The organism is Mesorhizobium sp. W067 (assembly GCF_054719525.1).
The window spans coordinates 1,692,500-1,712,160 of the sequence record NZ_JBTTII010000001.1; the positions used below are offsets into that span (position 1 = coordinate 1,692,500).

Genomic DNA, 19,661 nt, shown 5'->3' on the forward strand with positions numbered 1-19,661 from the left:
CAATGGCAACGCCCGCGCATGTCGCGATCATCATGGATGGAAACGGACGCTGGGCCAAAGCGCGCGGCATGCCGCGGCTTGCCGGCCATCGCGCCGGCGTCGAAGCGCTGCGCAAGACGGTGCGCGCCGCGCCCGGTCTCGGCATTTCCTTCCTGACCGTCTACGCCTTTTCGTCGGAAAACTGGTCGCGGCCCAAGGCCGAAGTGAGCGACCTGATGGGGCTTTTGAAGCTGTTCATCCGCCGCGATCTGGCCGAACTGCACCAGAACGGCGTGCGCGTCAGGATCATCGGTGACAGGGCGGGGCTGCAGCCGGACATCAGGGGCCTGCTCGAAGAGGCCGAATCGCTGACTGCGCGCAATGAATCGCTGACCTTGGTCATCGCCTTCAACTATGGCGGGCGCGACGAGATCGTGCGCACGGCACGCAAGCTCGCAGCCGCAGTGGCGCGCGGCGAGATCGACGCAGAGGCGATCACGGCAGACACTTTTGCCGGCGCCCTCGACACCGCAGGCATTCCCGATCCGGAGCTGGTCATCCGCACCAGTGGCGAGCTTCGGCTGTCGAACTTCCTTCTGTGGCAGGCAGCCTACAGCGAACTGGTTTTTCTGCCTTGCTACTGGCCTGACTTCAGCCGCGAACACCTGGCCGACGCATTGCGCGATTTTGCTGGCCGCGAGCGCCGTTTTGGCGGGCTTGCCGCTCAAGATGTCGCTGCCTCGTGATCGGCGGCGGGATGAACAATCTTCAGCTTCGCATCGTCTCGGCGCTGGTGCTGGCCGCAATAGCGCTTGGCCTGACCTGGTTGGGAGGGCTGTGGTTCCGCCTGCTTTGCGCCGGGATATCGGCGGTCATCTTCTATGAATGGGCGCGCATGTCGCGCCCCTTGGCCGGTGCGACCCTCGGCTTCATTCCCGAAGCGCTGCTTCTGGTTTTCGTCGTCGCCCTGGTTGCAGGCGTGCCGGCATCGTGGCTTCTGTCTCTTGTCCTGGCCATGGTTGTGGTCGCTGCTGTCGGCGCCCGTATGCGTGGAGCGGCGCAATGGGATGCAGCCGGTCTTGCCTACGCGGCTTTGTCCGGCTTATCGCTGGCGCTGCTGCGCGGCGGCGACCATCCCGGCCTGGTCGCAATCCTGTTTCTGTTCGCCGTGGTCTGGGCGACCGACATCTTCGCCTATTTCGTCGGCCGCTCCGTCGGTGGGCCCAAGCTCGCGCCATCTATATCCCCCGGCAAGACGCAGAGCGGCGCGCTTGGCGGCGCTGTCGGCGGCGTGGCCGCCGGCGTGCTTCTGGCTGCCGCCGCCGGGGCCGGCAATCTTGGCGTCCTCGCCTTGGTTGCGCTGGTGCTGTCGATTGTTGCCCAGGCTGGCGATCTCTTCGAATCCTGGGTCAAGCGCCGCCACGGCCGCAAGGATTCAAGCGCGTTGATACCCGGGCATGGCGGTGTCATGGACAGGGTGGACGGGCTTGTCGCGGCGGCTTTTGCCCTATACGTGATCGGCTGGATTTCGGCGGGCGCCGATCATCCAGCGCAGGGGCTGTTTCCGGCTTGAGTGATATTTCACGGCGAAGAAATGGCGCACGCCACGGATTCGCCTGGATTGATGTCACAGTCGCGGCGACACCTTTTGCCGCGGGTGAATTTGAGGGCACGACTTGAACGAAATTCTTCACGCGTTTTTCAGCACGGAAGGCTTTGTCCTCGGCACGCTGGTGCCGTTTCTGTTCGTGCTGACCGTGGTCGTCTTCATTCACGAAATGGGACATTACCTGGTCGGCCGCTGGTGCGGCATTGGCGTGAAGGCCTTTTCGATCGGCTTCGGCCCCGAACTTCTCGGCTTCAACGACAGCCACGGCACGCGCTGGAAGCTCTGCGCCATACCGCTCGGCGGTTATGTCAAATTCGTCGGCGACATGAGCGCCACGTCGAGCCAGCCGAGTTCGGAAGATCTGGAAACGCTGACTGACGCTGAACGCAAGGTCGCCTTCCACACGCAGCCGATCTGGAAACGCGCCGCCACGGTGGTGGCCGGACCGCTGTTCAACTTCCTTTTGACCATTGCCGTCTTTGCCGTGCTGTTTTCCCTCTATGGCCGCCCTGTGTTTGAGCCGATGGTGGCGGCGGTCACCGCCGGCAGTCCAGCCGAAAGGGCCGGCATTTTGCCAGGCGACCGATTCGTCGCCGTCGACGGCAGCAAGGTTGAGACCTTCGCCGACGTCCAACGCCTGGTCTCAGGCCGCGGCGGCGACGCCATCACCTTCACCATGTTGCGCGACGGCAAGGAGGTCACGGTCGTCGCGACGCCGGAGCCGATTGAGCAGCTGGACGCACTGGGCAACAAGGTCAAGGTGGCCGTCATCGGCGTCGTCAACAACAAGGATGTCGGCCAGCCCAGGCTGATCACCTACAGCCCTGTCGGAGCAGTCGGCGCCGCGGTCGAGGAGACGGGGCACGTCATTCAGCGCACCGGCCAATTCCTGCAGCGATTCGTTGTCGGCCGCGAAGACAAATGCCAGCTGGGCGGCCCGATCAAGATCGCCAAGATGTCGGGGCAGGCGGCAAAGCTGGGCTTCCTATGGCTGGTGCAACTCGTCGCCGGCCTGTCGGTCGGGATCGGAATTCTGAACCTTTTGCCGATTCCCCCCCTCGACGGCGGCCATCTCCTGTTCTACGCACTCGAAGCCGTTTTCCGGCGTCCGGTATCGGAGCGGATGATGGAAATGGGATACCGGGCCGGCCTCTTTCTGGTGCTGGGATTTATGGGCTTCGTCTTCTGGAACGATCTGTTTGGGTGCTGAAATCATGAAGAAATTTGGCTTCAGCACCGGCAATGTTGAGACGCCGTTTACCATGCACGGGGGTATGCGTGACGCGAAAGCCACGCATCAGGGTTAAGTAATTACAAATTAACCAGAAGCCTTGCGTGTAGGGAAAATCCGGTTAATACGGTAGGAGAAATTACCGCACGTCCGGTTTTCTCGCCGTGGGGACTTCGAGAAAAGGTACAAAAGCCCGATGAAGGCAGCATCCAAATTTTTGAGCGCCGCGTCCGCGGTGGCTATGTCCGCCGCTCTGGTTGTACCAGGTGCGCTCGCCGTGCAGTTCGTTGCCACATCTGCGGCGCAGGCAGCCGTTGTCTCGAGAGTCGAGGTCAGCGGCAACCAGCGTGTCGACGACGACACCATCCGCAACTACATCACGATCAAGCCGGGCAAGGCGTTTTCCAGCGCCGATATCGACGATGCGGTCAAGGCGCTGTTCGGCACCGGGCTGTTCTCGGACGTGCAGATCAATCAGGTCGGTTCGACGCTGGTAGTCAAGGTTGCCGAATACCAGGTCGTCAACCAGGTTCTGTTCCAGGGCAACAAGAAGCTCAAGGACAACGCGCTGGCAGTCGCCGTGCAGTTGAAGCCGCGCGGGACGTTCTCGCAGGCAACGCTGGACTCCGATGTCGAGGCGGTAAAGGCTGCCTACAGGCGAATTGGCCGGGATGACGCCGCTGTCACGACGCAGATCATGGATCTCGGCGACAACCGCGTGAACGTGGTCTTCAACATCAACGAAGGCGGCCGCACCAAGATCGCCGCTGTCAATTTCGTCGGCAACAGCGCCTATTCGAGCCGCCGCCTGTCCGACGTCATCGCAACCAAGCGCTCGAGCTTCTTGTCCTTCGTGCTGCGTGACGACGTCTATGACGAGGACAAGCTCCGCGCCGACCAGGAATCGCTGCGCCGCTTCTATTACAATCACGGCTATGCCGACTTCCAGGTGGTCTCAGCCGTCGGCGAGCTCGACGACACGACCAACCAGTACACCGTTACCATTACCGTGCAGGAAGGCGACCGCTATACGTTCGGCGACGTCAGCGTCGAGAGCACCATTCCCGAAGTCGACTCGAAGGCGCTGGAATCGGTGGTTCAGACCCACAAGGGCGACGTCTACAACGCCAAGGATGTCGAAGACACCATCATCGCGCTGACCGAAAAGGTCGCGGGTTCGGGCTATGCCTTCGCCCAGGTGACGCCGCGCGGCGATCGCAACTTCGAGAACCACACCATTTCGGTCGTCTATACGATCGACCAGGGCACCAAGGCCTATATCGAGCGCATCGAAATCCGCGGCAACGACCGCACGCGCGACTATGTCATTCGTCGTGAGTTCGATGTGAGCGAAGGCGACGCCTTCAACCAGGTTCTCATCCAGCGCGCGAAGAAGCGGCTGGAAAAGCTGGATTACTTTGAGAAAGTCGACGTTTCGACTGTCCCGGGTTCTGAGCCAGACCAGGTCGTGCTCGTGGTTGACGTAGTCGAGAAATCGACCGGCGAGTTCTCGGTTGGCGCAGGATATTCGACCGGTGGCGACACTGCCGGTCCGTCCGTCGAAGGTTCGGTCGCGGAGCGCAACTTCCTCGGTCGTGGCCAGTACATCAAGGTTTCGGCCGGTGGCGGCAAGAATTCGCGCGACTACAGCCTGTCCTTCACCGAACCCTATTTCCTCGGGCGCCGTATCGCTGCCGGCTTCGACATCTTCCAGCAGACGCGCAACTACGACCACTATGACAGCGAGACGCTGGGTGCGACGGTGCGCTTCGGCCTGCCGATCACCGACAATATCTCGACGCAGCTGGCGTATAATATCGCCCAGGAGAAGTACAAGTTCGACGACGACTGCGATGACAACGACGACGGCACGCTGGGCGATTGCGACGTCTCGGAAGCGATTAAGCAAGGTATTGCGGAGAGCCCGTGGATCAAGTCGTCCGTCAGTCTTGGCTTGGTCTACAACACCATCGACGACATGAAGAGCCCGCATGAAGGCATTTACGCCACCACGACTGTGGAAGTGGCCGGCCTTGGTGGTGATGCCAAATTCGTCAAGGTTACCGGTCGTGGCACTGTCTATCAGACCTTGTCCGAACAGTTGGATCTGGTCGGCCTGATCTCGGGCGGCGCCGGCCACATCCAGGGCTTCGGCGGTGACGGCTTGCGTATCTTCGATCAGTTCCAGAGCAGCGACCGCATGATCCGCGGCTTCGAGTATGGTGGCATTGGCCCTGTGGACCTCAACACAGGTGACCACCTCGGCGGAACCACCTATTTCAATGCGTCGGCGGAAGCCCAGTTCCCGATACCGGTCATTCCGGAAAGCTTTGGTGTGCGCGGCGCCGTGTTTGCCGATGCCGCAACGCTGTATGGCAGCAAGATTAACACTCCTTTGGTCAATCAGGGGTCAGTCGACTTGGAACTGCGCGCTTCGGTTGGTGTCGGCTTGTTGTGGTCATCGCCTTTTGGCCCGATCCGCATTGACTACGCGATGCCCGTCAAGAAGGAAAAGACCGACGACGTGCAGGAATTCAACTTCGGCATGTCGAGCCGCTTCTGATCTTGCGGTAACGATGCTTCCGGGCCGTTGGGGTCCGGAAGAGAATTGATCCGACCTAGCTGGATATTGCTTCTGGAATGACCGATCCGGTGTTCTTCGCGCCATCACGCCGGTATACGGCCGGCGAAGTCGCGAATCTGACCGGCGCATCGCTCGTCGATTCCGATCTTGCCCACATATCGATCGACGCTTTGGCGCCAGCCAATGAAGGCGGCGAGGGTGCGCTCGTCTTCGTCGACGGCAAGCGCAATTTCGCGCTGATGCAGTCGCTGAAGGCGGCGGCCGTGTTTTGTCCCGCCGAGTTCGCCGGCAAGGCGCCGGCCGGCATTGCGGTTCTGGTGCATCCGCGCCCGCAGCAGGCCTTCGCCATGATCGGCCGGCTGCTGTTCCCGACGGCGGCGACGCCGGGACCGATGACCAGCGAAACCGGGGTCTCGCCGCAAGCTCATGTCGATACCACGGCGCATATCGAGGCAGGCGCGATCATCGAGGCCGGAGCCGTCGTCGGCCCGCGTGCTTCCATCGGCAGCGGAACGGTCATTGCCCCCCACGCCGTTATCGGTCCGTCATGCCAGATCGGCCGCGACGGCTATATCGGACCAGGTGTCAGCGTCCAGTACGCGCTGATCGGCAACCGCGTCATCATTCATGGCGGCGCCAGGATCGGCCAGGACGGCTTCGGCTTTGTCGGCGGCGCCAAAGGCCCTGAGCGTGTGCCGCAGGTCGGCCGCGTTATCATTCAGGACGATGTCGAAATCGGCTCGAACACGACCGTCGATCGCGGCGCCATGTCGGATACGGTCATCGGTCAGGGGACCAAGATCGACAATCTGGTGCAGATCGCCCATAACGTTCGCATCGGCCGCAATTGCATTATTGCCGGGCTCTCTGGTATTTCCGGCTCCGTCACCGTCGGCGACGGTGTCACCATGGGGGGCGGCGTTGGCCTTGCCGATCATTTGACCATCGGATCAGGGGCCAAGCTTGCTGCAAGAAGCGGGTTCATGAGCAACGTGCCGGCGGGCGAGATCTGGGGAGGCTATCCGGCGCAGCCGATGGCGGAAGCCATGCGTGAGATCGCCATGCTGAGGAAGCTTGCCAGGACGCGCAAGCAGGGCGAAGGGGGAAGTAGCTGAGATGGTGCCGGCGACGCTCGAAGCGGTCGATATATTGGGGTTGATGAAGCTTTTGCCGCATCGCTATCCCTTCCTGATGATCGACCGCATCATCGATATCGACGGCAATGATTCTGCCATCGGCATCAAGAACGTGACCATCAATGAGCCGCATTTCCAGGGCCATTTCCCGGATCAGCCGGTGATGCCGGGCGTGCTCATCGTCGAGGCTATGGCGCAGACGGCCGGCGCGATCTGCATCCGTAACCTCAACACGGAAAAGCCGTCGCTGGTCTATTTCCTGACCATCGACAACGCGAAATTCCGCAAACCGGTCGTCCCGGGCGACCAGTTGAAGATCCACGTCAAGAAAATCAAGATGCGCGGCAACCTGCTCAAATTCGCCTGCGAGGCCATGGTGGAGGGCACAAAGGCCGCCGAAGCCGAGATCTCGGCAATGATGGTTACCGGCTGACGGTTCGAAATGCTCATGAAAATACAGACTTCAATCCACCCCTCGGCCGTCATCGAGGCCGGCGCGCAGATCGGCGAAGGCGCCTCCATAGGACCTTTCTGCTACGTCGGCGCTGACGCCGTGATCGGTGACCGCGTCGAACTGGTCAGCCATGTCTCGGTGCTGGGCGCGACAACCATTGGCGCCGCGACCAAGGTCTATCCGATGGCGACACTGGGCGGACCGCCGCAGAACACCAAGCACAAGGGCGGCCGCACCACTTTGGTCATCGGCCAGAACTGCACGATCCGCGAAGGCGTGACCATGCATCTCGGCACCGATTCCAGCCGCGGCGAGACGACCGTCGGCGACAACGGCAATTTCCTTGCCTATGCCCACATTGCCCATGATTGCGTCGTCGGTAAAAACGCCACCTTCGCCAATGGCGCGACCCTGGGCGGCCATTGCGAGGTCGGTGACAGCGTTTATATTGGCGGCCTCAGCGCCGTTCATCAGTTCGTGCGTGTTGGTGACAACGCCTTTCTCGGCGGCTGCTCGGCTTTCGTCGGCGATGTCATTCCCTACGCCATTGCGGTGGGCAATCGCGCCAGCCTGCGTGGACTCAACATCATCGGCCTGAAGCGCGCCGGGTTGCCGCGCGCCGAAATCTACCTGCTGCGCAAGGCTTACAAGACCATCTTCGACCGCTCCCGCACTGTCGGCGAGAACATCGAATTCGCCAAGGCCGAGTTTGCGTCGTCGCCGACGGCCATGAAAATCATCGATTTCATCACCAGTCGCGGCAAGCGGCATTTTGCCGTCCCGTCGCTTAAGGGTGGCGACGGCGACGATGCCGATGACGAAGGCTGAGGCCACTTCAACGGGCCTCGATCTTGCGCCGGACGCCAGGGTCGGCATCATTGCCGGCGGCGGTAGCTTGCCGGTCGAAGTTGCCGCCGGCCTGGCGGAGGCCGGACATCCGCCCGTCATCATCCTGGTCGAAGGTCAGGCCGACCGTCAGTCCGACCTCACAATCTATGAGCATGAAAGCCTTGCGCTGGAAGACATCGGCTCGCTGGTTGCGTTGCTGAGGCGCCGGCGGATCACCCATCTTGTGCTTGCCGGCGAGATCAGGCGCAGGCCGCGGTTGGTCGACATGCGTCCGAACCTTGGGCTACTGGCACTTATACCCTCGCTCGCCATGGCGCTTGCCCGCGGCGATGACGGGCTGTTGAAGATATTGACCCGCGGCCTGGAGGCACGGGGCGTCAAGGTTGTCGGTGCGCATGAAGTCGTGCCCCGGCTCGTCGCGGCCGAAGGGCCGCTGACCAAAGCAGTGCCGCGAAAGTCCGACTGGCGCGATATCGAGGCGGCACATGCGGCGGCAAAGGCCATCGGCGCGCTCGACATTGGTCAGGCGGCAATTGCCATCGGTGGCCGCACTGTTGCCCTGGAAGGCGTCGAGGGCACCCACGGACTGCTCGAGCGGACGCAGCAGTTGCGCGGCCATGGCAGGCTGGCCGGCAAGACGCGCGGTGTCCTGGTCAAATGCGCCAAGCCTGGCCAGGAATTGCGTGCCGATCTGCCATCTATCGGCCCCCGGACCGTCGAGGCGGCGCATGCCGCGGGGCTCGCCGGCATTGCCGTCGAAGCCGGCCGTTCGCTCATCCTCGAAGGCCCCGCCGTTGTCGCGCGCGCCAATGCGCTCGGCCTGTTCGTGTTCGGCCTGCCGGCTGCGGAGTCTGTCCATGGCAGCTGAGAAGCCGCTGAAGATTGCCATCGTCGCCGGCGAAGAATCCGGCGACCTGCTGGGCGCCGACATCGTGCAGGCGCTAAAGCGCATAACCGGGCGCGAGGTGCAACTCGTCGGCACTGGCGGGCGGCATCTGCAGGCGCTCGGACTGGCGCCGCTGTTCGACGGCGCCGAGATCGCGCTGATGGGGCTCAGCGCCATCCTGCGTGACTTGCCGCGCCTGATGCGGCGGATCAGCCAGACGGCAAGTGCTGTCGCCGCCGAAAAACCCGACTGTCTGATCACCATCGACAGCCCCGATTTCTCGCTGCGCGTCGCCAAAAAGATCCGCGCCGCCGATCCGTCGATCCCGATCGTCCATTATGTCTGCCCGAGCGTCTGGGCGTGGCGGCCGGGTAGGGCGGCCGCGATGAAGCCCTATGTCGACCACATACTGTGCATCCTGCCTTTCGAGGTAAAGGAGCTCAGCCGTCTCGGCGGCCCGCCCGGCACTTACGTCGGACATCGCCTCACGCATGATCCAGGCGTGCAGGGCGCGGCCAGGGCGCAAGCCCAGCCACGCGATCTCTCTGCCGATCACGTCAAGACGCTGCTCGTCCTGCCAGGGTCGCGGCGCGGCGAGGTGAGCCGGCTTATCGGTCCGTTCGGCGAGACGGTGTCGGCGCTGCGCGCGCGTGGCCACCGGCTGCGGCTGTTGCTGCCGACGGTGCCGCATGTCGCCGAACTGGTCAAAACATCGGTGGCGCGCTGGGATCAGGAGCCGGAAATTATCCTCGATCCCGAGCGCAAATGGCAGGCCTTCGGCAAGGCCGATGCGGCGCTGATCGCGTCTGGAACGGTGTCACTGGAACTGGCGATGTCGGGTGTACCGATGGTCTCTTGCTACAAGTTCGATCCGATCATGCTGATGGCGCAGAGCCTGATCACGGTGTGGAGCGCTGCTTTGCCCAACCTTATTGCCGACCGGCCGGTCGTGCCGGAAAGCTACAACCAGTATGTGCGGCCGCACTATCTGGCGCGGCAGCTCGAGGCACTGTTCTCAGACACCGCCTACCGCGCTTGGCAAAAGGACGGCTTTGGCGAGGTTGCCAGACGCATGGCCACCGACAGGCCCTCCGGCGACATCGCCGCCGATGTCGTTCTTCGCCACATCGGGAGAGCGAATAGGGCTTAGTAAGGAGTGAACGATGAATAGTGAATAGCGAATAGTGAATAGCGAATAGCGAATAGTGAATAGTGAATAGTGAATAGTGATTAATGCGCTCTCGCTATAATCAAGCTGCTACTTACTACCTGCTACTTACTACATGCTATTCACTACTTACCATTCACCATTCACTCTCTTTCACCTTTTCGCAATCGGCACGTAGTCGCGTTCCGGGGCGCCGGTATAGAGCTGGCGCGGGCGGCCGATCTTCTGGTGCGGGTCCTCGATCATTTCCTTCCACTGCGCGATCCAGCCGACGGTGCGGGCGACCGCGAACAGCACGGTGAACATGGTGGTGGGGAAGCCCAGCGCCTTCAGCGTGATGCCGGAATAGAAATCGACGTTCGGATAGAGCTTCTTTTCGATGAAGTAGGAATCGGTCAGCGCGATCTTTTCCAGCTCCATGGCGATGTCGAGTAGCGGATCGTCCTTGATGCCGAGTTCGCCGAGTACCTCATGCGCCGTCTTCTGCATGATTTTCGCACGAGGATCGTAGTTCTTGTAGACGCGATGGCCGAAGCCCATCAGCCGGAACGGATCGTTCTTGTCCTTGGCGCGGGCGATGAATTCCGGGATGTGGTCGACATGGCCGATTTCTCCCAACATGTTGAGCGCCGCCTCATTGGCGCCGCCATGCGCCGGGCCCCACAGGCAGGCGATGCCGGCGGCGATGCAGGCGAACGGATTGGCGCCCGACGAGCCTGCAAGCCGCACGGTCGAGGTCGAGGCGTTCTGCTCGTGGTCGGCATGCAGGATGAAGATCCGCTCCATGGCGCGCGCCAGCACCGGATTGATCTTGTATTCCTCGCACGGAACCGCAAAGCACATATGCAGGAAGTTGGCGGCGAAGTTCAGCTCGTTCTTCGGGTAAATGAAGGGCTGGCCGATATGGTATTTGTAGGCCATGGCCGCAATCGTCGGCATCTTGGCGATCAGCCGCATCGAGGCGACCATGCGCTGATACGGGTCCGAAATGTCGGTGGAGTCGTGATAGAAGGCCGACAGCGCGCCGACCACGCCGCACATCACAGCCATCGGATGCGCGTCGCGGCGGAAGCCGGTGAAGAAGCGCGACATCTGCTCGTGCACCATGGTGTGGCGCGTCACCCGGTAGTCGAAATCGTCCTTCTGTGCCTTGGTCGGCAGTTCGCCGTAGAGCAGGAGGTAGCAGACTTCGAGGAAGTCGCCATGCTCGGCCAGCTGGTCGATGGGATAGCCGCGGTGAAGCAGGATGCCGGCATCGCCGTCGATGAAGGTTATCGCCGACTCGCAGCTCGCCGTCGAAGTGAAGCCGGGATCGTAGGTGAAGGCGCCGGTGGTGTTGTAGAGCGCACCGATGTCGATGACGTCGGGCCCGACCGACCCGCTTCGCACCTTGAATTCATGCGTCTTGCCGGCCAGTTCGAGCGTGGCAGTCGACGGGTGCGTCGTCTTGCTGCCGGTTTCCAGTCTCGTCGCAGCTTCGCTCATTCTCAAACTCCTTCATGTTCCTCATGCCGGCAAGGCAATTCCTGCAAACGACACGTCGAAATCACCGGAATGCGCGAACTCGCCACCGCATTTTGGGAGGTGCGTGCCTGATTGGGCCAAGGCCTAATGTTGCACTGCGAAACCCGCCTTTCAATGCCAATCTTTTTGGGCCAGCTCGCTCCTAATCGATTTGATCCGCAATCCGCGCCAGGCTTTCCTCGCGGCCAAGCACGGCAAGCACGTCGAACACGCCGGGCGAGGTGCTACGGCCGGTAAGGGCCGCCCGGAGCGGTTGGGCCACGGCGCCGAGCTTGTGGCCGCCGGCCGCTGCGAACTCGCGCACTGCGGCTTCAGCCGCGGCAGCCGACCAATCGCCCGAAACAGTCTGCAAAGCGGCATGTGCGCCGCGCAGGATCGCGCGCGCGTCGGCACTGAGCAGTGCTGCCGCCTTCTCGTCGATCGGCAGCGGCCGCTCGACGAACAGGAAGGCCGCGCCATCGGCCAGTTCCACCAGCGTCTTGGCGCGCTCTTTCAGGCCCGGCAAGGCGGCCAGCAGCTGCGCCTTCCTGGCGTCGTCGAGACGGGCGGCGATAGCAGATCCGCCTTCGAGGTATGGCAGAGTGGCGACGAAAATGTCGAACAGCTCGGTATCGGCCATCTTGCGCATATGCGCGCCGTTGATTGACTCGAGCTTGGCGAAGTCGAAACGCGCCGCACCCTTGTTGACATCGCCGATGTCGAACCACGAAATCATGTCCTTGATCGACATGATCTCGTCGTCGCCATGGCTCCAGCCGAGCCGCGCCAGATAGTTGAGCAGTGCCTCGGGCAGATAGCCCATGGCGCGATAAGCCTCGACACCGAGTGCGCCGTGCCGCTTCGACAGCTTGGCGCCGTCGGCGCCGTGGATCAGCGGGATATGCGACATCGACGGGACGTCCCAGCCCATCGCGTTGTAGATCACCGTCTGGCGCGCGGCGTTGGTCAGATGGTCGTCGCCACGGATGATGTGGGTGACGCCCATGTCATGGTCGTCGACGACGACGGCATGCATGTAGGTCGGATTGCCGTCCGAGCGCAGGATGATGAAATCGTCGAGGTCCTTGTTGGGGAAGCGCACCTCGCCCTGCACACGGTCGTGCACCACGGTTTCGCCCTCGGTCGGCGCCTTGATGCGGATGGCGCCCTTGACGCCGGGAGGCGCCTCCGAGGGGGCACGATCGCGCCACGCGCCATTGTAGCGCGGCGGCAAGCCCTTGGCGCGTGCGGCCTCGCGCATCGCCTCGAGCTCGGCAGGGGTCTCGTAGCTGTAATAGGCCTTGCCCAGGCGCACCAGCTCCTCGGCCACCTCACGGTGGCGTGGCGCGCGCTCGAACTGCGATATGGCCTCACCGTCCCAGGAAAGGCCGAGCCAGGTCAGCCCATCCAGAATGGCCTGTGTCGCCGCCTCGTTGAAGCGTTCGCGGTCGGTGTCCTCGATGCGCAGCACCATCGTGCCGCCGGTGTGCTTGGCGTACAGCCAGTTGAACAGTGCGGTGCGCGCGCCGCCTATATGCAGATAGCCGGTGGGCGAGGGGGCAAAACGGGTGACGACCGTGTAGGACATGGAACTCTCGGGAACCTTGGAAAGCGGGGCGTGATCGCGCGGGCTTTCGCGCTTTGCGCGTTCATGTAGCATAGGAGGTCTGGGGCGCAAGGGGCAGACCCGATGGCTGGATGAGGCCGGGGCACGTCGCCAATTATCGGTTGCGTCAACGGGCGCCGGAGCCTTGTAGCACAAAATCTGTTCGCACCTCCGCGCAACCTCATTTGGCAGCAGCGTCAATGTCTGGGTTTCATTCGGCTGCAGCGTCCGTCACAGTGCCTGGAACATCGCTGCGACGGTGGTAGTCTCCTCTGACGAGCGGACATTTCTTCACGGAGGCGGCACTGCCCGACTACAAAGCCGCCGTGACAGCGTTGGCTTGGTCACGCATATTGACCTTTCTGCAATCATTATCGTGAACACCGCAACTGTGTGCAGTCCGGTCTCGCCACTAAGGAAGCATGATTGAAAGAAGGACTACCGATGACCAGAAACGCTGACCATACGGAGGGTGATCCGTTCTACCATGGCACCCGGGCGGATTTGAAACCCGGGGATCTGCTGAGCGTCGGCCACCCTTCCAATTTCAGAGGTAAACCACTGTCATGGATCTATTTCACCCAGACACTGGAAGCCGCCATCTGGGGAGCAGAGCTTGCAACGGGTGACGGTCGTCAAAGGATTTACATCGTAAAGCCGACGGGGTTTTTCATGGATGACCCTAACCTGACCGATAAAAAATTTCCCGGTAATCCGACGAAATCCTACCGCTCCCGTGATCCGTTACTCATCCTGGGGGAGCTCGCTGAATGGCAGGGTCATACACCCGAACAATTGAAGGCAATGCACGATGGGCTTGCTCGCCTGAGGGCGGAGGGCCGGGATATGATTGAGGATTGAGCGTCCTTGGCGAGTGATGGTCAATTCCGGCGCGGTGGACGCGACCGCACGGACTTTCGCGCTTTGCGCGTTCATGTAGCATAGGAGGTCTGGGGCGCAAGGGGCAGACCCGATGGCTGGACGTGGCCGGGGCACGAAGGAAGGCGAAGGCGCCGAGGCAAGCGTCAGCGAACGCTCGCTGTTTGCCGATAGTCCCTATGCCGAGCCGCTGCCCCTCGCGCTGCCTGAGCCGCATCCCGGCGTCGCGCCTGCGCTGCCCGGTCACGCCTTGCCGGCGCAAGTCACAGCGCCCGGATCTATCGCCCGCCTGCGCAGACGGCTTCGCCGTCCGTCATGGCCCGCGCTCCGCCGCAGCCTTGCCGCGGCCGCCAACACGGAGCTCGACCGGGGCGTCGCCTTCCTGCTGGTGCCGGTTTTCCTGGCGGCCGGCGTCATCATTTATTTCTCGCTGGCCGGCGAGCCCGGCTTTGCGCAGCCAATCGCCATTGTGGTGCTGGCGACATGTTGCGCTGTCGCCACGCGACCTCGGCCGAGGACGCATCTGTTCTGCATGGCCGCGATGCTGTGCGCGCTCGGCGTCGTCGCCGCCAAGGTCGAGACCTGGCGCGCCGGAACGCAGATGCTCGGCTCCGAGATCCAGACACGGCTGACCGGCCGCGTCGTCAGTCTCGAACAGATGGAGAGCGGGCGCATCAGGCTGACGCTTGACGTGGTTTCGACCGCTTACCCCGAGTTGCGCTACGCCCCGAAGCGGGTCAGGCTCTCGGCGCGGACCGTTCCCGCCGATATGACCGCCGGCTCCCTGATCACCGGCTATGCCAGGCTGTTGCCGCCGACCGGTCCGGTGCGGCCGGAGAGCTACGATTTCTCCTTCGACAGCTATTTCACCGGTATCGGCGGCAGCGGCTTCTTTCTCGGCAATCCGAAAACCATTGCTACGCAGGGACCGCCGCCGCTGGCCGCGCGGCTCTCCTCGGCAATCGAGAACGCGCGCGAAAACATTGCCGACCATATCAGGGGCAAGATCGGCGGCGCCGAAGGCGAGATTGCCGCGGCGTTGATTGTCGGGGTGCGCGCCGGCATCCCGGACGAGGTCAACGAAGCGATGCGGCGCACCGGCATCTACCACATCATCTCCATCTCCGGCCTGCACATGGCGCTGGTTGCCGGCACCATCATGGCGTTGCTGCGTGGCGCCTTTGCGCTGTTTCCCGATTTCTCATCGCGCCGGCCGGTGAAGAAATATGCGGCCGCGGCAGCGCTTGTCTCGATCGCCGCCTATCTCGTTATTTCAGGCGTCGTGGTTGCCGCCGAGCGCAGCTTCATCATGCTGGCGGTCATGCTTGTCGCCGTGCTGTTTGATCGCGCCGCACTCACCATGCGCAATCTGGCGATCTCCGCCATTGCCGTCATCCTGGTGTCGCCGCACGAGGTGGTCGGTCCCAGCTTCCAGATGTCGTTTGCCGCCACCGCCGCCCTTGTCGGCGCCTATGCCGGCTGGGCCGATTACCGCGCCGACAAGGTGAGAACGCCGCCGGCAAAGCGCTCCTTCGTCGGCTTCCTGTCGCGAAAATTCGCGCTGGCCATGGGCGGCCTCGCCATGACCTCGATCATCGCCGGCAGTGCAACCTTGCTGTTCGCCATTTGGCATTTTCAGCGTGTGTCGCCGCTCAGCCTGATCGCCAATCTGGCCGTGATGCCGATTGTTTCGTTGATCGTCATGCCCTTTGCCGTGCTCAGCGCACTGGCGATGCCGTTCGGCGCCGACGGGCCGTTCCTCTATGTGATGGGCAAGGGTCTGATGGCGATGATCGCTATATCGGCCTGGATTTCCGAGCGCTCGCCGGTCGACGCCGTCGGGCTGATCTCCATCCGCTCGGTGCTGTTGGTGGCGGTCGCCCTCGTCATCGCCACCATGGCCACCACCTGGCTCAGGCTGGCGGCCGTGCCTTTCGCGCTGGCCGGCCTGTTGACGGTGCCGCAGGTGCTTACGCCCGACGTGCTCATATCCGAGGATGCGCATCTGGTGGCCATGCCGATCGGTGGCGGCGAACTCGCCCTCAACCGCGAAGGCTCCAACGAATTCACCACGGACAATTGGAAACGGGCGCTGCGGGCCGAAACCATTATCCCGCCCGAGATTTTCGAGGCAACAGATACGCGGTTCGATCTCGATCCGCTCGATCTGCCGCCCGGGTCGCCCTTCTATTGCATGGGCGATCTCTGTATCGCCCGACACCCTTCCGGAGCCATTGTAGCCCTTGCCAAAGACCGCAAGACGGCGCGGCCGGCCTGTGCCTTCGCTAGCCTGATCGTCATCGATGACGCCACGGCCTACAATCCGTGCCGCGACCCGCTGGTGCTGGTCGTGACGAAGAAACAGCTGGCCCGCGACGGCAGCGCCGCCGTCTTCTTCGATCCGCAATCGGCAGCTGCAGCGCCAACCATCCGCTTCGCCGTCGACAAGCCGTATCGCCCCTGGCACGAGCAGCGCCGCTTCTCCCGCGAAGCGCGCGGCCTGCCGCCTTACAACCAGCGTGAAAAGTACAAACCCAAGCCGGCTCAGTAGCGCCGGATCAATCCGACAAGCTTGCCCTGCACCTTCACCCTGTCCGGTCCAAAAATGCGGGTCTCGTAGGCCGGGTTGGCGGCTTCCAGGGCGATCGAGGCGCCCTTGCGGCGGAAGCGTTTCAGGGTCGCTTCCTCATCGTCGACCAGCGCCACCACGATCTCGCCGGGGCTGGCTGTGTCGGCATTGCGGATGATGACCGTGTCGCCATCGAAAATGCCGGCCTCGATCATCGAATCGCCCTTGACCTCGAGCGCGTAGTGTTCGCCGCCCATGATCATGTCGGGCGGCACCGAGATCGAATGGGTCTGATGCTGGATGGCGTCGATCGGCACGCCGGCGGCGATGCGTCCCATCACCGGGATTGAAATCGAGGAAACGGCATCGTCATTGCCGGCAGACATCGAACGCGACGGCGAGCCCGGCTTGATCTGGCGGCCGAGACCGCCTTGGCCCATCCCGCCTTGTCCCTGGCCGCCTTGCCCTTGGCCGGCTTGACCAAGACTGCCCTGAATGACGCTCGGCGAAAACTTCCTCGCCGCGTTGAGGCCTGGTGCGATCGAGTCGGGTAGCCGCAGCACTTCCAGCGCGCGCGCCCGGTTCGGCAGCCGGCGAATGAAACCGCGCTCCTCAAGCGCTGTGATCAGTCGGTGGATGCCGGACTTGGAGGCGAGGTCGAGCGCTTCCTTCATCTCGTCGAAGGACGGCGGGATTCCGCTCTCCTTCAGGCGTTCATGGATGAACATCAGAAGCTCATGTTGTTTGCGCGTCAGCATCGCGGCCCCCAAGGGTTCTGAAACCAGAATCGGAAAAAACAAACCCAGAACAAACACTATCTGTTCCAGTTGTGTTCCGCAACCTTTTAAAGTTTAATGAATGTGTTGACGTTATGTTCAGCGTAACGTTCGGCGCTGCGAGCGCCGCCTGCGCCCAGTTGCCAGCAACGGGGTGAAACGAAGACAAAGTGCCCTGCGTCGTCGGTTACGATCGCCGCTTCCCTTTCGGACGGGGCTGCGCAGCATCCGCGCCGGGTTCGCTCTGGGCATAGACCTGCAGCGTGGAGCCGATGTGAGCGGTCATCAGAGTTTTCGCACGTTCGACGTCGCGATCGAGGGCCGCTTCCATCAGGGCGGTATGGTGTTCGATCGCCACGGCGTCGCGCAGGGCCGCCACGGCCTTCCGGTGCCCATCCGTGCGGCCGGCGGCGGCGCGCAGCGTGGGGGCCAGACCCAGAAAGCGGTGATGGCGATGCAATTGGTCGGAAATCGTTGCATTGAAGCGCAGCAGCCAGCTGGATGTCGCGGCACTGAGCAGCGCCGCATGGAAGGCATCGTGTTTTTCGTACCACGCGTCGACCGCATCATCCGATGGATCGTCGAGAACAGACCCGCACCGTGAGAGACGATAGTGGGCGGCAACGACCGCGTCTTCCCACTCGCGGTCGCCCTTCTCGACCGATTCCACCAGCAGGGGCAGTTCGACCACGAGCCGCGCACGCGCCAAATCCTCGAGCTCCGCCAGAGAGACGGGAGCGACCGCAAACCCGCGGTTGCTGATGGCGGTCACAAGCCGTTCCGCCTCCAGCCGCGACAGCGCCTCGCGCAACGGCGTCCAGCCGATGCCGTAGGTGTTGCGCAGCGTGCTCAGCTTCAACGGCGCGGCAGGCGCCAGCCGGGTCGCAAGAATATCGCGCCTGAGCAGGCGATAGGCCACTTCCGTCTTCGAGGTCTGCTCGTCATCCAGCATCGTGATCCATCAGACAAAACGCTCGGCTGAGCATTATATATCAAAGCCTTTCAATGGGTGAATTATATATAATGTTGACAGTTCAAGGGCGACCACTCAAAGTCGACGGCATGTTTGGGCGGGCAGGCTCCGCCGCGCGCGTTTGTCCATGGAGGGGCGCCGGATCATGATGACACCCGATCTCGCTGCAATCGAAGCAATGGATGCCGCCGATCCGCTGCGCCCCATGCGCGAACGCTTTGTCTTGCCGCAAGGCGTGATTTATCTCGACGGCAATTCCCTGGGCGCCGCGTCAGCGGTCGTCTTCAGCGAACTGCAGCAGGCCGCCACGCAGGAATGGGCGCACGACCTCATTCGCGCCTGGAACACCGCCGGCTGGTTCAACATGCCGGTGGAACTCGGAGATCAGCTCGGGCGACTGATCGGCGCGGCTGATGGGCAGACGGTGGTCTGCGACACAACCTCTATCAACATCTACAAGCTGCTGCACGCAGCGCTCGGCATGCGGCCGGATCGGTCGGTCATCGTTGCCGAGGGCGACAGTTTCCCGACCGACCTCTACATGGCCGAAGGCGTCGCCTCGACCCGGCCGGGAACGCGGCTGCGGCTGGAGGGCGTCGACGCGGCCGCAATCGAGGACCTGATCGACGACAGCGTTGCCGTCATCCTGGTCAACCATGTCAACTACAAATCCGGCCAGTTGCGCGACATGGCGGCGCTGACGCGCAAGGCACATGACGCCGGCGCGCTGATCATCTGGGATCTCTGCCACACCGCCGGTGCCTTGCCGGTCGAACTCGACCGTGCCAATGCCGATTTCGCTGTCGGCTGCACCTACAAATACCTCAATGGCGGCCCGGGCTCGCCGGCCTTCATCTACGCGGCCGAGCGCCACCATGGAGATATCAGCCAGCCGCTCAGCGGCTGGTGGGGCCATGCGCGGCCGTTTGCCTTCGAGCAGGGCTTTGCCGTTGGCAGCGGGATCCGCCGCTTCCTGTGCGGAACGCAGCCGGTGCTGTCGATGCGGGCGCTCAAAGGCGCGCTCGATATCTGGAACGACGTCGACATGGCGGCGGTGCGCAGAAAAAGCATCGCGCTGACCGACCTGTTTATCCAGCTCGTCGAAGCCAGATGCGGCGCCTACGGGCTTGAACTGGAAAGTCCTCGCGACGGCAGCCAGCGCGGCAGCCAGGTGTCGTTCCTCCATCCGCATGGCTATCAGGTGATGCGCGCGCTGATCGAGCGCGGCGTGATCGGCGATTTCCGGGCGCCGTCGACCATCCGTTTCGGCTTCACGCCGCTCTATGTCGGTTATGGCGATGTCTGGCAGGCGGTCGAAGCGCTGGAGGATATTTTGCGCACCGGCGCCTGGCAGGACGCCCGCTTCGCGGTGAAGACCGCGGTTACGTGAGAAACTAGAGCAATTTCAGGAAAAGTGTGAAGCGGTTTTCCGTCCGAAATTGCGTCAATCAAAGAGCTA

General features: G+C 62.7%; 16 protein-coding genes. 12 read left to right on the plus strand and 4 right to left on the minus strand.

Features of this window, described 5'->3' with window-relative positions:
- Positions 1 to 2 precede the first annotated feature (2 nt).
- The 9 genes from ACYG97_RS08335 (at position 3) to lpxB (ending at position 9,878) form a co-directional block, all read left to right on the plus strand.
- Positions 3 to 725 (plus strand): isoprenyl transferase, encoded by a 723-nt coding sequence (locus ACYG97_RS08335; RefSeq protein WP_023748403.1) that lies wholly within the window; start codon positions 3 to 5, stop codon positions 723 to 725.
- Between the two features lie 11 nt (positions 726 to 736).
- A complete protein-coding gene (locus ACYG97_RS08340; protein WP_023696555.1) occupies positions 737 to 1,552 on the plus strand; it encodes a phosphatidate cytidylyltransferase in 816 nt (271 codons plus the stop codon).
- A gap of 103 nt (positions 1,553 to 1,655) precedes the next feature.
- Entirely contained in the window at positions 1,656 to 2,798 is a 1,143-nt protein-coding gene (gene rseP / locus ACYG97_RS08345; protein WP_023734355.1) for an RIP metalloprotease RseP, read from the plus strand.
- A 217-nt stretch (positions 2,799 to 3,015) separates the two neighbouring features.
- A complete protein-coding gene (bamA, locus tag ACYG97_RS08350) occupies positions 3,016 to 5,382 on the plus strand; it encodes an outer membrane protein assembly factor BamA (protein ID WP_023734356.1) in 2,367 nt (788 codons plus the stop codon).
- Positions 5,383 to 5,459: 77 nt separating this feature from the next.
- Positions 5,460 to 6,518 carry a UDP-3-O-(3-hydroxymyristoyl)glucosamine N-acyltransferase gene (gene lpxD, locus ACYG97_RS08355; protein WP_023671032.1) on the plus strand — a complete coding sequence of 353 codons (1,059 nt, stop codon included), beginning with the start codon at positions 5,460 to 5,462 and terminating at the stop codon, positions 6,516 to 6,518.
- Position 6,519: 1 nt separating this feature from the next.
- Positions 6,520 to 6,972 carry a 3-hydroxyacyl-ACP dehydratase FabZ gene (gene fabZ, locus ACYG97_RS08360; RefSeq protein ID WP_023671033.1) on the plus strand — a complete coding sequence of 151 codons (453 nt, stop codon included), beginning with the start codon at positions 6,520 to 6,522 and terminating at the stop codon, positions 6,970 to 6,972.
- 15 nt (positions 6,973 to 6,987) lie between these two features.
- Entirely contained in the window at positions 6,988 to 7,821 is an 834-nt protein-coding gene (gene lpxA / locus ACYG97_RS08365) for an acyl-ACP--UDP-N-acetylglucosamine O-acyltransferase (protein ID WP_023734357.1), read from the plus strand.
- Positions 7,808 to 8,710, plus strand: coding sequence for an LpxI family protein (locus ACYG97_RS08370; protein WP_023700726.1), 903 nt, complete (start codon positions 7,808 to 7,810; stop codon positions 8,708 to 8,710). The genes lpxA and ACYG97_RS08370 overlap by 14 nt, the downstream gene beginning before the upstream one ends.
- Positions 8,700 to 9,878, plus strand: coding sequence for a lipid-A-disaccharide synthase (gene lpxB / locus ACYG97_RS08375; RefSeq protein ID WP_023700725.1), 1,179 nt, complete (start codon positions 8,700 to 8,702; stop codon positions 9,876 to 9,878). Before ACYG97_RS08370 ends, lpxB begins: the two co-directional genes overlap by 11 nt.
- Before the next feature lie 171 nt (positions 9,879 to 10,049).
- Here the strand turns inward: lpxB and gltA are convergent, their stop codons facing one another.
- Both gltA and gltX read right to left on the minus strand, forming a co-directional pair.
- Positions 10,050 to 11,381, minus strand: a complete 1,332-nt coding sequence (gene gltA / locus ACYG97_RS08380) for a citrate synthase (RefSeq protein WP_023671037.1) — start codon at positions 11,379 to 11,381, stop codon at positions 10,050 to 10,052.
- 181 nt (positions 11,382 to 11,562) lie between these two features.
- Entirely contained in the window at positions 11,563 to 12,987 is a 1,425-nt protein-coding gene (gltX, locus tag ACYG97_RS08385) for a glutamate--tRNA ligase (protein WP_023734358.1), read from the minus strand.
- 462 nt (positions 12,988 to 13,449) lie between these two features.
- Here gltX and arr point away from each other — a divergent pair, with 462 nt between their 5' ends.
- Positions 13,450 to 13,866: an NAD(+)--rifampin ADP-ribosyltransferase gene (gene arr, locus ACYG97_RS08390; protein WP_023696562.1), complete on the plus strand. Its 417-nt coding sequence runs from the start codon at positions 13,450 to 13,452 to the stop codon at positions 13,864 to 13,866.
- Positions 13,867 to 13,978: 112 nt separating this feature from the next.
- A complete protein-coding gene (locus ACYG97_RS08395) occupies positions 13,979 to 16,435 on the plus strand; it encodes a ComEC/Rec2 family competence protein (RefSeq protein ID WP_023734359.1) in 2,457 nt (818 codons plus the stop codon).
- Here the strand turns inward: ACYG97_RS08395 and lexA are convergent.
- Complete coding sequence (gene lexA, locus ACYG97_RS08400) at positions 16,429 to 17,211, minus strand: transcriptional repressor LexA (RefSeq protein WP_023715817.1); 783 nt, start codon at positions 17,209 to 17,211, stop codon at positions 16,429 to 16,431. The two genes, ACYG97_RS08395 and lexA, sit on opposite strands and share 7 nt — an antisense overlap.
- A gap of 205 nt (positions 17,212 to 17,416) precedes the next feature.
- On the minus strand, positions 17,417 to 18,181 hold the full coding sequence (locus tag ACYG97_RS08405) for a GntR family transcriptional regulator (RefSeq protein WP_023734360.1): 765 nt from the start codon (positions 18,179 to 18,181) through the stop codon (positions 17,417 to 17,419).
- Positions 18,182 to 18,347: 166 nt separating this feature from the next.
- On the opposite strand from ACYG97_RS08405, the gene kynU reads away from it, so the two are divergent.
- The gene (kynU, locus tag ACYG97_RS08410) at positions 18,348 to 19,592 is read left to right on the plus strand and encodes a kynureninase (RefSeq protein WP_023734361.1); all 1,245 of its coding nucleotides are present in this window, start codon (positions 18,348 to 18,350) and stop codon (positions 19,590 to 19,592) included.
- Positions 19,593 to 19,661: the final 69 nt, after the last annotated feature.